Origin of the sequence: Collinsella sp. AM10-26, assembly GCF_003472525.1 — a bacterium.
In the GTDB taxonomy this organism is placed as follows: domain Bacteria; phylum Actinomycetota; class Coriobacteriia; order Coriobacteriales; family Coriobacteriaceae; genus Collinsella.
The window spans coordinates 306,074-319,575 of the sequence record NZ_QRMC01000002.1 but is presented as its reverse complement, the minus strand read 5'-3'; the positions used below and the strand labels follow the sequence as shown (position 1 = coordinate 319,575).

Genomic DNA, 13,502 nt, shown 5'->3' with positions numbered 1-13,502 from the left:
GGCGGCAACGCCCTCGGCAACAACCCCGTCGAGCAGATCGAGGCCGTGAGCAACACCGCCCACGCGCTCCTCGGCCTCATCGAGCAGGGCAACGAGATCATCATCACCCACGGCAACGGCCCGCAGGTCGGCATGATCCAGAACGCCTTCGCCGCCGCCCACGACGCCATCGGCACCCCCGAGATGCCGCTGCCCGAGTGCGGCGCCATGTCCCAGGGCTACATCGGCTACCACCTGCAGCAGGGCATCGGCCGCGAGATGCACAAGCGCTATAAGCGTTGGCACGCCGCCACCGTCGTCACCCAGATCGAGTGCGATCCCGACGATCCCGCGTTCAAGAACCCGACTAAGCCGATCGGCCCCTTCTACACCGAGGAGCAGGCCAAGGAGTTCATGGCCGAGGATCCCTCCAAGGTCTTCGTCGAGGATTCCGGCCGCGGCTGGCGTCGCGTCGTCGCCTCCCCCGATCCCAAGAAGATCGTCGAGGCTGACTCCATCCTCAACCTGCTCGACAACGAGTTCATCGTCATCGCCTGCGGTGGCGGCGGCATCCCCGTCGTCCGCGACTACGAGAACAAGGGCTGCTACAAGGGCGTTCCCGCCGTCATCGACAAGGACCTGGGCGGCGAGCTGCTGGCCGAGGACTGCGACGCCGACGTTCTGTTCCTGCTGACAGCCGTCGAGCATGTCGCCATCAACTTTGGCAAGCCCAACCAGGAGGAGCTCGAGGACCTCACCGCCGACGAGGCCGAGCGCCTGGCCGACGAGGGCCAGTTCGGCAAGGGTTCCATGGAGCCCAAGGTCCGCGCCGCCATCAAGTTCGCCCGCTCCCGCAAGGGCCGCACCTGCATCATCGGCGCCCTGGACAAGGCCGCCGAGACCATGGCCGGCCTCTCCGGTACCCGCATCCACGAGTAGTCTCTACTCCGTTGCCTCTCTCGTGGGCGCCAGGCAAAGCGCCCACAAACCACCTCTCTTCATGAGCCCCGCGGTCCGCTCCGACTGCGGGGCTTTTGCTATTCACCTAGTCATTGGGGACAAACCCGGCACTTGGGGACGGTCCTTTCCTGCCGGCAGCTTGGGACAGTCCTTAATAGTCATTGGGGACGTTCTTAAACGACTAGTCAAACAAGAACGTCCCCAACGACTACTCATTTAAGTCTGTCCCCAATGACTGCCCAATGGCTGGGAAGGCGCATCCCACACCGACGCATTGCCTTCGGGCCCTCTCCCCAGGCTCTCCATAGCTCAGCTGGACTCCCCGCAACCTGTTCCGAGTTGGCGGAACGAGCGCGACGTGGAGTGTCATTCTTTACCGCGTTAGACTAGACGCAGGGAAAGGAGGAGGACATGGATGCTCGCGTCAAGCAGCTTGTAAATATGATCGAGGACGCTCAGCCTGTCGCTGTCGCGGTACTTGCCAAGCGTCTCGAGGTAAGCGAACGCGCCGTGAGAAACTATATCCATCGCGCAAACGACAACCTTGCAGGGGTTGCACGCATCGTTGGCAGCAAGGGGCAGTATCGTATCGATGTTGCACGTGCAGATGAGCTTGCTCGCTTGCTAGACGGTGCGGCTCTGGCTCATCCGGGCATTCCTGATACGCGCGACGGCCGTGTGTCCTTCCTTCTTAACGACCTCCTCATGCGGTCCCAGTGGGTGACGATTGAGGAGTATGCGGATTTACTCTACGTTTCGGCGCGAACTCTGTCCAATGACATGCGTCTGGTAGAGCAGAAACTCGCCCAATTTGACTTAACGCTCGAAAAGCGCCCACGCTACGGAATCCGCGTTGCGGGCGGGGAGTCGCAACGGCGCCTGTGCCTCGCCTCGCTGGTGAGGCCCGTGTTGCCCGACACCGACGATGCAAAGCTCGCCGAGCGCCTGCGGGCCATCGCCGCATGTGTGGACGATGCCCTGACGGCCTCGCCCGTCACGGTGAGCTCGCTGGCATCCCGCAATCTCATCATGCATCTTTACATCGCTCTTGGCCGCATCGAGCAGGGCTGCTATGTCCCAGCTGCAGAATCGGACGTTCAAAAACTGGAGGGAACGCGCGAATACGCCGCGGCTTTCCAGATTGCCGCAAACATCAAGGATGCCCTGGGCGTGAGCATGCCCCGAGAAGAGGTTGCCTTTATCGCAATCCATTTGCTCGGCAGGGGCACGGGCGTGCCCGAGAAGGGCTCTGCCGTTATCTCAGATGAGATGTGGGAGATTGCTTCCGAGATGGTACGTGCGGTCAACGATGAGTTTAGGTTTGACTTTAGCGGCGATCTTGAACTTCGCATGAACCTTGCTCGGCATATCGGCCCTCTGGGCTATCGCCTTGAATATCACATGCATATGGATAACCCCATGCTGCCCGATATCAAGACGAGGTTTCCGTTGGCCTATTCGATGGCAGCTGGCACCTCGCAGGTACTCGAGCGTCATTTTGGCAGCCAGCCCTCTGATGAAGAGCTCGGCTACATCGCCATGGCATTTGCCCTGGCCCTCGAGCAGCAAGCCGACCAGCCGCGTCGCAAACGCATCCTGATCGTGTGCGCCTCGGGAGCGGGAAGCGCCCGTATGCTCGAGCACCAGTACCGCAAGCAGTTTGGTATGTATATCGAGTCGATTGAGACATGCGACGTCGCCCGCGTGGGAACGCTCGACTTTTCGCACATCGACTACGTGTTCACAACGGTGCCGCTCAACGTCAAGTTGCCCGTGCCCGTCCGCGAGGCCGATTTCTTCTTGGAGACGAGCGATGTCAACGCTATCCGCAAGGTGCTGAGTGATGACGCTGCGCAATCGGACTCCCTGAGCGCTTTCTTTAGCCGTGCCCTGTTCTTCAACCGCGTTGAGGCGTCGTCGAAGCAGGCCGTTCTCCGATATCTCTCCGAGCGCGCCGTCGAGAGCGGCCGTGTCGATGCCCAGTTTGCCCAAGAGGTTGCCGAGCGCGAGAGCGCGAGTGCCACCTCGTTTGGCAATGGGGTGGCCATGCCCCATGGGATGCATCCTTTGAGCGCCGAGGCCTTTGTTACCGTGGGCCTGCTCGAACATCCCATTCTTTGGGACGAATACGGCCATGAGGTCGATATCGTCTTTATGGTGTCGTTTGCCCGGTCGGGCGGCGATGAGGCGCGGATCTTGAGCTCGCTGCTCGCTGAGATCTTTATGGACCGCCAGGGGGTCGAGCGCTTACGCGAGCGCCGGTCCTGGCATGAGCTGATGGCGCTTGTGCAAGCGCATACGGCTTAAGGCTTCTTTTGTCGAAAACCCTGCCTGCCTGCAATAAACCTCGAGGATTGCGGGTGGGAGATAGGCGTTTCGAATATTCAAGTACAAACCAAACATCACGGGAGAGGAGACCGTTATGGACGATCAGGGAACCGAGATGGTTTCGTTTCAGCTGGTCGCTGCAGCGGGAGAGGCGCGCAGCCTTGCCTTCGAAGCCCTTGAAAAGGCAAAGGCGGGGGATTTTGACGCTGCCGCCAAACTCATGAAGCAGTCAAAGGATGCGGGAATCAAAGCTCACCACATCCAAACGCAGCTGCTTTCGACCGAGGCGGCGGGCGAGCATCTGTCGGTGGATGTGTTGCTGGTCCATGCTCAGGACCACCTCATGTGCTCCATGCTTGCTCAGGAGCTCGTGCAGGAGCTGATCTGCCTGTATGAGCGCACTGCAGCCAAGAACGCCTAACGGCGTGCGGCGACTATCCAACCAATCAATGCGAAGGGAATCCCTTATGAAGATCCTTCTTGTTTGCGCAGCTGGCCTGTCTACAAGCATTCTGATGAAGAAACTCGAGAAATACGCGGAGCAAAACGGCATCGAGCTCGATATCGATGCGGTGGGTATCGGCGAGTATCAGGAGACCTGCGCCGATTATGACGTGCTGCTCTTGGGGCCGCAGGTGTCCTACCAGCTCAACACCGTCAAGCAGGGGAGCGGTAAGCCGACCGCGGTCATCCCCGCACAGGACTACGGCATGGGCAACGCCGCCAACGTGCTGGCACTCGCCCAGTCGCTGTTGGGCTAGGAGGCGACTATGGAAAAGTTCATGACCCTGCTTCAGGAAAAACTGACCCCTATTGCCAATTTCTGCGGCGCCGAGCGCCACTTTGCCTCCATGCAAAAGGGCTTTATGAGCGCGATCAGCTTCATCTTGGTCTCTGCCGTCTTTATGATCATCGCCAACCCGCCGGTCACGGCCGACCTGGTGGCGCGGGGCGGGTTCTGGTCCGTCTTTGGCCCTTGGCTCGATTTTGCCACGGCCAATAAGCTCACGCTGCTCATCCCGTTCAACATGACGATGGGCATACTGTCGGTGATCGTGACGTTCGCAATCGCCTATAACCTGGCGGGCACCTACAAGATGCCCAAGCTTAACGCCGGTATGACCTCGCTGGTGATGTTCCTGATCGCCGCGGCGCCGTCGTCCTACTACCAGCTTGCTGATGAGTCCGTGCTCCAGGCGGTCCCCTGCACCTATCTGGGTGCGCAGGGCCTGTTTACCGCCATCATCGTTGCCCTGGTCTCCGTCGAGGTCACGCGCTTCTGCCAGACCAAGGGCATCACCATCAAGATGCCCGATGGCGTGCCGCCGTTTTTGTCCGAAACCTTTGGCGCCATCGTGCCTATGCTCGCCAACATCCTCATCTTCTTTGGTGGCAACCTGCTGATCCAGATGATCGATCCCACGCTGTCCATCCCCTCGGTTATCGAGAAGCTGCTCGCTGCCCCGCTTTCCGTCGCAGTTGACTCTGTGCCCGGCGCACTGCTTATCTGCTTCATGACGCTGCTGTTTTGGTGCTTTGGCGTCCACGGCAACATGATCGTGATGCCCATCACCGCCCCGGTCACGCTTGCCGCCTTTGCTGCCAACGCCTCGCTCTACGCTGCTGGGCAGCCGCTTGAGTTCCACCCGGTATTCATGTCGATGGTCATCAACCTCATCGGCGGCACGGGCAATACGTTTTCTTTTGTGGCGCTCTGCGCGTTTAGGGCAAAGTCGCAGCAGCTCAAGGCATTTGGCAAGGCATCGATCGTGCCGAGCTTCTTCCGTATCTCCGAGCCCGCGATCTTTGGCGCACCCATCATCTTCAACCCGATCCTCATGGTTCCGTTCGTGCTGGGCGGTATGATTTCGGCCCTGCTGTATTGGGGTGCAATCTCACTGGGTCTTGTCTCTAACTTCTACATCTTGGTGAGCGGCACGTTCCCCATCTTCGTTCAGGGCTTTATCCAGTGCCTCGACCCGCGCATCTGGGTATTTACGATCGTTTTGATCGTGGTCATGGCTGTGGTCTGGTACCCGTTCTTTAAGGTGTACGACAACCTGCTCCTGGCACAGGAGCAGGAGAACGCCGCGGCAGCTTCTGCCAAGGATGCTGAGTAGCATGGGTTACTTTGACAGAACGTCTGCTGCCGGTATGCCCGAGGGCTTTTTGTGGGGCGGCGCGCTCGCTGCCAACCAGGCCGAAGGGGGTTGGAACGAGGGCGGCCGCGGTATGTCGCACTCCGACCTGATTCCACAGGGTCCCGACCGCTGGGATGTGATGTTTGGCAGGCAAAAGCCCGTGGATGATCCGGACAGGCTGTATCCATGCCGCTGGGGCAACGACTTCTTCCATCATTGGCGCGAGGACGTCGAGCTCTTTGCCGAGATGGGCTTTAAGTGCCTGCGTCTTTCAATTTGTTGGAGCCGTATTTTTCCCACAGGGATGGAGGCCGAGCCCAACGGTGAGGGCTTGGAGTTTTACCGTCAGGTATTCGAGGCGCTGCGCGAGCACGGAATCGAGCCGCTCGTGACGCTGTCGCACTACGACTATCCGTTGGCTCTGGTCGAGCGTTATGGTGGATGGCAAAGCCGAGAGATGATCGAGCGGTATGCGCACTACGTCGAGACCGTCGGACGTGCGTACCAGGGCCTCGTGCGTTATTGGCTCACCTTCAACGAGATCAACAGCGTGGCGCTGTCCTATCTCAACGCGGGCGTCACGCTCGAGGATGAGCGTGACCGTGCAGCCGTGACCGCGGCGTTCTCGCACCATATGTTTATGGCGAGCGCTCGCGCTGTCGAGATCCTGCACAAGATCGATCCCGCAAACAAGGTGGGTTGCATGATCGCTGCCGGTGCGACCTATCCGTACCGTTGTGCGCCCGAGGACGTATGGCTTGCGTATGAGGAGGACCGCGGCCGCTACTTCTACACTGACGTGATGGCTGCGGGCGCCTATCCTACTTGGAAGCTGCGTGCGCTCGAGAAAGAGGGTGTTCACGTGCCCTTTGAGCCGGGCGATACGGAGTATCTGGCAGAGCATACGGTCGACTTCATCTCGTTCTCGTACTATTGCTCGCGCTTGGTGTGCGCCGATGATCAGGTGATCGCCGAGAAGGCGGAGGGCAACGTGTTCCCGACGCTGCGCAATCCGTACCTCAAGGATAAAGAGACTGCCTGGAAGTGGCAGATCGATGCGCTGGGTTTGCGCGTGACGCTTGCCGGCTACCACGATCGTTACCATCTTCCGCTCTTTATCGCCGAGAACGGTGTGGGCGGACTCGATGCGCTGGAAGACGGCAAAGTCCACGATGCGTATCATATTGATTACCTGCGCAGGCATATTCTTGCGCTGCGCGATGCAATTGTCGAGGACGGTGTTGACCTGATGGGATACACGCCGTGGGGCTGTATCGATTTGGTGTCGGCCTCGACGGGGCAGATGAAGAAGCGCTATGGCTTTGTTTATGTCGATGCCGATGATACGGGCAAAGGCACGTTCGATCGCTACCGAAAGGACAGCTTCTGCTGGTACCAAAAGGTCATTGCATCAAATGGCGAGGACTTGAGTTAACTCTTGCAGGTCTGTTGCCCCCGCGGTCCGCTTCGGCTGCGGGGGCTTTTGCTATTGAGGCGGCTGTTCATAAGGAGCATTGCAGACTGCGGAAACCCGGCACTTGGGGACGTTCCTTTCCTGCCGGCAGCTTGGGACAGTCCTTAAAGGCCGCATCGATCAACTGCGGAAAGCACATCCCAGAATGAGCGTCCAACATGGGGTGCGGTTTCCTTGAGGCCCTCAATCGGAAAATGCATCCCGGATTTTTGTCGAAAAGCGGTCCCTAGTTTCCCAAACGGGCCGCTAACGGAAAGTGCATCCCGCTATTGGGCCCCAAAGCAGGATGCGCTTTCCGTGCCGGCAGTTCCAAGCAGTTCGGGATGGCCCTTTTCGTCTGCTCTCGGCCGGCGTCCGTAAGACTGTCCCCAACGACCACTCATTTAAGTCTGTCCCCAATGAGTGCGTAAGACTGTCCCCAACGCCCACTCATTTAAGTCTGTCCCCAATGAGTGCCCAATGACTAGTAGTAGGCCCACATGGCTTCGACTTCGTTGAGGACTTCTACGACGCCCCAGCGACGGGCGCTGCGGCTGGCCGAGTTGGGGTCGTAGACGCCAATCTGATTGGCATCGTCGATGCCGTAGAGCACGATGTAGTGGCCTACGTTGGTAAACGTACCGGGGTGCACTGCGGCGATAACGGGCGCACCCGAGCGAAGTGCTTGGGTAATCGATTCACGATCGTTATAGAGCTGTGTTCCGTTGAGTCCCAGCTGCCACGCACCGCCTGTCATAAACGACCACTCGGTGGCACCAGTGGGGGCGTAGTTGCCGGCTTCGGCCAGCGCGCATATATCGACCGGCGTCTTATCGGTGTGGCCGGTCTTAAAGATATAGACCATGGCGAGGCAAGTGGGACCGCAAGCGTTTTCGCGGATAGTGCCACCGGCATAGGACAGCTCCGACCATGCGGGGTCAATTTGGTAGATGTGGGGCATGGTACCGGCCTGCCATTGCGAGCGTGGGGTCGAGAACGCAAAGGAGTAACCGGGCGCGACGGGAGCTTTAAGCAGCTTGTCCTCGGCAGTGGGCTCAAGACCGGCTGATCCGTGGGAGATACAGGATCCCAAAAACACAAAGACGAGACAGGCGGCAATGGAGCAAAGCGCAAGGCGTAGGCGGCGGGCCGGAAGCACGTGGCTTGTGGTATGCGACGCGGGGTGAGGGGCGGAATTGCCGCGATCGCGTTGAGGTCGCGAAAAGGAGCGTTTAACGTAGTAGTCGGTCTTACGGCGATCGTAGCGGCGCGGCTGTGATGTGTCGGTCTGGCGTTGGCGTGTGCTCGTACTCACGCGGTCTGACTGCTGCACGGTACGGCTTTGTTGCCGAGAAGAAGCCCCGGGCTGCTCTTGGGGGCGCTGCGGGTTGCCGTTGTCGGAGGTGCTTCTGGGCGTTGGCGTGGTGCGGCCGGCAAGGCGCACGCTTTGTGGCCGTTGGTCGCCGTCATTGTATCCGTATGCCATTCGAATCACCTTGCCTCGTGTGTAACTTGTCTATCCTACATAAAAAGATGCACGACACATGGGTATGTGCGCCAAAAGCCTGACAAATGGTATGAACGTTGCCGCGCCGCGCGCCAAGCGTCACGGCAACAGGTATCCAAAAGCAGACAAGATGAAAGCGTCCAGGACGAATGACGTCTCCCGCCGTTCGTCCCAAAAACGGCGCCGCTCGTTTTGCAGTTCTGCCTTCAGTCGAGCCATAAGCGGCAGCGTGGCGCCGAGGCCGTATCTTAAAGCCACGAAATAAAAGCGCGCGGTCGAACAGGCCGCGCAAGGGGTGACGCCAGGGGGCGTCAAAAAGGAAAGGAGGGGAACAATGGCGGACAAGAACGCAGAAGTTGCAGTCGAGGACAACGGCGGCATGAAGAAAACGCTTTCGCTCTGGAACTTCTTCACCATCGGTTTCGGTGCCATCATCGGTACCGGTTGGGTTCTGCAGGTCGGCGACTGGATGGTCGTGGGCGGCGGTCCCGTTCCCGCTATGATTGCATTCCTCTTGGGCGCAATCTTCCTCGTGCCCGTCGGAGCTGTTTTTGGTGAGCTCACGGCTGCTATCCCCATTTCGGGCGGCATCGTCGAGTATGTCGATCGTAGCTTTGGCCGTACGATGAGCTACATCACCGGCTGGCTCCTGGCCCTGGGCAACGGCATCCTGTGCCCGTGGGAGGCCATCGCCATCTCGACCCTCGTGTCCGAGATGTTCGGCAGCCTGCCCGGCCTTGAGTGGCTGCGCGCCGTCAAGCTCTACACCATCCTGGGCGCCGACGTTTACCTGTTCCCGACGCTGATCGCGCTCGGCTTTGCAACCTACGTCATCTTCCTCAACTTCCGCGGTGCCAGCTCGGCCGCCAAGCTGCAGGCCTTCCTGACCAAGGCCCTGCTCTGCGGCATGCTACTCGCCATGGGCGTCTCGCTGTTCACCGGCTCGCCGGACAACGCCATGCCCGTGTTCTCCCAGGTCACCGGTGCTGGCGGCGGCAAGCCCGCTACCGAGGGCACCAGCCTGTTCGCAGGCATCGTTTCGGTCCTGGTTCTGACCCCGTTCTTCTACGCCGGCTTCGACACCATTCCTCAGCAGGCTGAGGAAGCAGCCGAGGGCCTCAACTGGAACAAGTTCGGCAAGATCATCTCCTTGGCTCTGCTGGCCGCCGGCGGCTTCTACATGGTCTGCATCTACTCGTTCGGCACCATCCTCGACTGGCATGAGTTTGTTAAGAGCCCGGTTCCCGCGCTTGCCTGCCTCAAGGGCATCAACATGCTCCTGTACCTGGCCATGCTCGTCATCGCCACGCTTGGACCCATGGGCCCGATGAACTCCTTCTACGGCGCCACGAGCCGCATCATGCTCGCCATGGGCCGCAAGGGCCAGCTGCCCGAGAAGTTCGCCGAGGTCGATCCCAAGTCCGGCGCTCCCAAGCTCGCCTGCGTCGTTCTGGGCGTCATCACCGTCGTCGGTCCGTTCCTGGGCAAGAACATGCTCATCCCTCTGACCAACGTGTCGGCTCTCGCCTTCATCTTCTCCTGCGGCATGGTCGCCCTCGCTTGCCTGCGCATGCGCTTCACCGAGCCCGACCTGCCTCGTCCCTACGAGGTGCCCGGCGGCAAGTTTGGCATCAGCCTCGCTATCGTTGCCTGCGGCACCATCATTGGCCTGCTCGTGATCCCGTTCTCTCCCGCCTCCCTCAACATGGTGGAGTGGAGCATCGTGATCGGCTGGCTGGCTGTTGGCCTGGCCCTCATGGCCTTCACCAATTCCCGCAAAAATAACGCCTAGCCGGGACGGATCGGGTGTGCGGGGCCCTCTCTCCCGCGCACCGAACCCGGCACCACTTGGGTAGTTTTGTGAGGCCTTAACCCAACGCGGCCTCGCCCACTATATGGATCCATAAGGAGGAACCATGTCCACTAAGTATGCAATCGTTGGCGGCAAGCTCATCGACGGTACCGGTGCCGAGCCGGTCGAGAACTCCCTCGTTCTCGTCGACGACAATGGCAAGATCGTCGGCGAGGGTAACAAATACAGCGCCTAGAGTTCATCTTTGAGCTAAGAGAAAGGGGCTCTGTGAGCCCCTTTCTAAAGATACGATTCGCGATGTGCCTGCCGATTACAAAATGAGCATCAGCACGGTGACAAATGAAACAGTGATCACGGTAAGCAAGGCCATATATTTGGCGGCCGTCTTGATGTAGGTCGTGTAGCTTACCTGGGCAAGTTCGAGACCGGCCATGATGGAACCGCATGTGGGGGTGATCATGGCTACAACGCCATGTGTGGCGAGGTAGATTGCGACCATGGCTTCGGGGGCAAAGCCCAACGATGCTGCCAACGGTCCCATGATGGGCATGGAGACGGTTGCCATGCCGGTGCTCGAGGGGATCAAGAAGGATAGCGCAAAGTACAGGGCGTACGAGAGTGGCGCGAACACTGCGGCGGATACGCCGGCGAGCGCGTTGGCGGCGTTGGTGAGGATCCACACGTCGAGTCCGGTGATGGACATGAGTACGGAGACGCCGCGGGCGACGGCGACGACGAGCGCGACGGAAACCAGGTCGGCGCATCCGTGCAGGATGGTATCAACGAGTTCTTTCTCCTGCATGCCGGCAACCTTGCCGATGATAATCGTCATCGTGAAGAACCAGATGCCGCATTCGGTAAAGTACCACTGGCCAAGCGGCAAGCCGGTCAAAAGCGCGCTCCATGCGGTGCTGAGGTCATCGCCCGTGGCTCCGATATCAAATAAGCCAACTCCGAATGTCTGCCACGGAATAAAGCCGATAATCATGACGACAAACGTGAGGGCGAAGAGAACAAGGACGCGCTTTTGAATCTTGGATAGCTCGACGTGTGTGTCTTCAGCGGAATCGCCATCCTTGTCGCCGTAGAGGCGCTCGGCGGTCTTCCATTCCTCGGGGGTAAGCGATGAGGAAGTGCGGTCAGTGCGAACGCGCTTGGCGTACCGCATGACAAAAATGATGCCCGAAATCTCGGCGATGGTGAACATTGCCAGGCCGATGCCGATCATGAGCCCCTGGTCATAGGGGATGCCGGCTGCCTTGAGGGCATCGAGTGCGAGTCCGGTCGAAAACGGGTTGACCGTCGATCCCAAAACGCCAAGGCCGCAGCCCATCAGGACGACCATGCATCCTACGAGCGGATCCCAGCCCATGGCAAACGTGACCGATGCCAGCAGCAGGTAGAAGGGGACAGATTCCTCGAGCATGCCGTACGTGGATCCGCAGATGCCAAAAGCGAGCATGAGGACGGGGACGAGCAGTAGGTCATTGCCGCCCAGTTTGCGGACGAGCACGGCGATACCGGTGTCGAGTGCGCCCGTTTTTTGGACGACGCCCAAAAAACCGCCGAGCACAAGAATGAACACGCAGACTTGCATGGCGCTCTCGAAGCCCAAGAAGGGGGAGGCCATAAAGTTGCCAAGCGTTGCGGCCTGCACATCGGGGCTAAATGACGAAACGACCCACGAGACGATGGCCACGAGCAGCAGGCAGCCAAAGAGGATGGTAAAAGATGATGGCATCTGGCGTGGCTTGCGCTTCTCGCCAGAGCCGGCAGCCTTATCGAACATACCGAGCTCCTTCACGACGAAACACATCCCCGCGAGGGGGATGCGCCTCTAAATTAAGTGGTGAGGTCTTGACTCTGTTGCCGACTTGAAGGCTGCACCCTTCATGTCAGGGAAGCGATGCGTTTAATAATACGTGCATCACATATCGATATTATCACTCGGGTAGTATGTGAGAACGTCTTTGGCGGCATGTATTCCGCAAACGAGCCGACCTATCGGTGAACGTACAATGTGATATACGTTATTGTATATATGCTGGTATTTTAAAGAACTATCCCCTAGAGAATTCTTTGCTGTTGGTCTTGTGGCCCCTGCTGTTTCGGTTTGTGGTGACTGCATGTTGCTCTAGCGAGAGGGGGAGCAATAAAACGGGATGAAGAACAGGCCTTCATCCCGTTGGGCCACATGTTTTGGAAGCCGTTTAGGCTCCTACAGCACGTTCTCGACGGGAACGTCGTTAACTAGCTTAAAGAGCTGGTCCTTTTCGCCCTTGAGGAAGTGTCCGATGTTGTTGCACGGGAAGATCATGAGGTCGCGCAACGATGAAGACGAATAGAATGCGGAGTGCGGCGTGATGATGACGTTGTCACGGCCGACGAGCGGGTGGTTTGCCAAGTCGGGCGTCTCGTCATACAAAACGTCGGCGCCAAATGCGCGAATCTGGCCCGAGTCGAGCGCCTCGATAAGAGCGGGCTCGTCCATGCAGAGGCCACGACCCAGATTGATCACGATCGGCTTTTTCTTCATCTTGGAGAACTTCTCGGCATCGAAATAATGGTAGTTCGTCTCGTTGAGGTTCATATGATTGATGATGATGTCGGCCTCGGCCAATACCTCATCGATTTCTGCCTGTTCAACACCGTTTTGCTCAAAGAGATCCTGATCGATAAACGGATCATTGGATACAATGCGCTTGACGAGACCCTTGGCTTTGCGAGCGGTGCACTTACCGATTTTTCCAAAGCCAAAGATGCCGAGCGTTTGGTCTTCTAGGCGAGGGACTTCGGGCGCCGCCGCGTAGTCCCAGCGGTGCTCTTGCTCGATCTGTCCGATGTAAAACTTAAAGTTCTTGTTGAGGGCATACATGTAGGCGATGGCACTTTCGGAAACATCCCAGGTGCAATACTCGCCGACGGGGCAGATTCCGACGCCGCGCGCGGTTGCCTCGTCCATGTCCACGTTGTCATAGCCGGTGGCGTTGATGGCGATAACCTTGAGATTGGGGGCGTGCTCAAAGGCTTCCTTGTCCACCTTGATGAAGGCAGTGAGCAGGGCGTCGGCATCGGCGAGATGCTCGTAGAACTCCTCGCGTGCCTCATCGGTGTACGCGTAGACCTCAACCTCGATGTCGTCGCCAAGATGGGACTTGAGGGTTTCGGTCTCAAGGTCGTGCTGGGGCATCATGCTCTCGGCATAATCACTGATCAGGATCTTCATAGGTGGCTTCCTTTTCCCGTTACGGGGTTGGCATGTAAAGGGGCGCCGCTGCGCCGGAATCCAGCAGAGCGGCGCCCCATGAGAGGCTCGGACAA

At 58.9% G+C, this 13,502-nt stretch carries 11 protein-coding genes; 8 read left to right on the top strand and 3 right to left on the bottom strand.

Going from position 1 to position 13,502, the window contains the following annotated elements; all coding sequences use genetic code 11:
* From arcC to DW123_RS02965, 6 genes are all read left to right on the top strand, one after another.
* The coding region (gene arcC / locus DW123_RS02990) for a carbamate kinase (RefSeq protein WP_147325452.1) at positions 1 to 918 on the top strand (918 nt) is incomplete at its 5' end.
* A 432-nt stretch (positions 919 to 1,350) separates the two neighbouring features.
* Entirely contained in the window at positions 1,351 to 3,246 is a 1,896-nt protein-coding gene (locus DW123_RS02985; protein WP_117877549.1) for a BglG family transcription antiterminator, read from the top strand.
* Between the two features lie 115 nt (positions 3,247 to 3,361).
* A complete protein-coding gene (locus DW123_RS02980; RefSeq protein WP_117565034.1) occupies positions 3,362 to 3,688 on the top strand; it encodes a PTS lactose/cellobiose transporter subunit IIA in 327 nt (108 codons plus the stop codon).
* 46 nt (positions 3,689 to 3,734) lie between these two features.
* Entirely contained in the window at positions 3,735 to 4,028 is a 294-nt protein-coding gene (locus DW123_RS02975; RefSeq protein ID WP_117565033.1) for a PTS sugar transporter subunit IIB, read from the top strand.
* A 9-nt stretch (positions 4,029 to 4,037) separates the two neighbouring features.
* On the top strand, positions 4,038 to 5,387 hold the full coding sequence (locus DW123_RS02970) for a PTS sugar transporter subunit IIC (RefSeq protein WP_117735417.1): 1,350 nt from the start codon (positions 4,038 to 4,040) through the stop codon (positions 5,385 to 5,387).
* A gap of 1 nt (position 5,388) precedes the next feature.
* Positions 5,389 to 6,843, top strand: a complete 1,455-nt coding sequence (locus DW123_RS02965) for a family 1 glycosylhydrolase (RefSeq protein ID WP_255413336.1) — start codon at positions 5,389 to 5,391, stop codon at positions 6,841 to 6,843.
* 502 nt (positions 6,844 to 7,345) lie between these two features.
* Here DW123_RS02965 and DW123_RS09720 read toward each other — a convergent pair.
* Positions 7,346 to 8,347 (bottom strand): C39 family peptidase, encoded by a 1,002-nt coding sequence (locus DW123_RS09720; protein ID WP_233540108.1) that lies wholly within the window; start codon positions 8,345 to 8,347, stop codon positions 7,346 to 7,348.
* 355 nt (positions 8,348 to 8,702) lie between these two features.
* On the opposite strand from DW123_RS09720, the gene DW123_RS02955 reads away from it, so the two are divergent.
* Both DW123_RS02955 and DW123_RS09810 read left to right on the top strand, forming a co-directional pair.
* The gene (locus tag DW123_RS02955; RefSeq protein WP_117794037.1) at positions 8,703 to 10,160 is read left to right on the top strand and encodes an APC family permease; all 1,458 of its coding nucleotides are present in this window, start codon (positions 8,703 to 8,705) and stop codon (positions 10,158 to 10,160) included.
* A gap of 124 nt (positions 10,161 to 10,284) precedes the next feature.
* Positions 10,285 to 10,416, top strand: a complete 132-nt coding sequence (locus tag DW123_RS09810; RefSeq protein ID WP_255413504.1) for a hypothetical protein — start codon at positions 10,285 to 10,287, stop codon at positions 10,414 to 10,416.
* Between the two features lie 75 nt (positions 10,417 to 10,491).
* Here the strand turns inward: DW123_RS09810 and DW123_RS02950 are convergent, their stop codons facing one another.
* Together DW123_RS02950 and DW123_RS02945 are read right to left on the bottom strand one after the other, a co-directional pair.
* Entirely contained in the window at positions 10,492 to 11,970 is a 1,479-nt protein-coding gene (locus tag DW123_RS02950) for a YfcC family protein (protein WP_118273123.1), read from the bottom strand.
* Positions 11,971 to 12,399: 429 nt separating this feature from the next.
* Positions 12,400 to 13,407: an NAD(P)-dependent oxidoreductase gene (locus DW123_RS02945; RefSeq protein ID WP_118098112.1), complete on the bottom strand. Its 1,008-nt coding sequence runs from the start codon at positions 13,405 to 13,407 to the stop codon at positions 12,400 to 12,402.
* Positions 13,408 to 13,502: the final 95 nt, after the last annotated feature.

What these genes read in the sequence shown, in the direction of transcription:
- DW123_RS02985 (WP_117877549.1), top strand. Translation starts at nt 1,351, where the DNA reads ATGGATGCTCGCGTCAAGCAGCTTGTAAATATGATCGAGGACGCTCAG.
- DW123_RS02980 (WP_117565034.1), top strand. Translation starts at nt 3,362, where the DNA reads ATGGACGATCAGGGAACCGAGATGGTTTCGTTTCAGCTGGTCGCTGCA.
- DW123_RS02975 (WP_117565033.1), top strand. Translation starts at nt 3,735, where the DNA reads ATGAAGATCCTTCTTGTTTGCGCAGCTGGCCTGTCTACAAGCATTCTG.
- DW123_RS02970 (WP_117735417.1), top strand. Translation starts at nt 4,038, where the DNA reads ATGGAAAAGTTCATGACCCTGCTTCAGGAAAAACTGACCCCTATTGCC.
- DW123_RS02965 (WP_255413336.1), top strand. Translation starts at nt 5,389, where the DNA reads ATGGGTTACTTTGACAGAACGTCTGCTGCCGGTATGCCCGAGGGCTTT.
- DW123_RS09720 (WP_233540108.1), bottom strand. Translation starts at nt 8,347, where the DNA reads ATGGCATACGGATACAATGACGGCGACCAACGGCCACAAAGCGTGCGC.
- DW123_RS02955 (WP_117794037.1), top strand. Translation starts at nt 8,703, where the DNA reads ATGGCGGACAAGAACGCAGAAGTTGCAGTCGAGGACAACGGCGGCATG.
- DW123_RS09810 (WP_255413504.1), top strand. Translation starts at nt 10,285, where the DNA reads ATGTCCACTAAGTATGCAATCGTTGGCGGCAAGCTCATCGACGGTACC.
- DW123_RS02950 (WP_118273123.1), bottom strand. Translation starts at nt 11,970, where the DNA reads ATGTTCGATAAGGCTGCCGGCTCTGGCGAGAAGCGCAAGCCACGCCAG.
- DW123_RS02945 (WP_118098112.1), bottom strand. Translation starts at nt 13,407, where the DNA reads ATGAAGATCCTGATCAGTGATTATGCCGAGAGCATGATGCCCCAGCAC.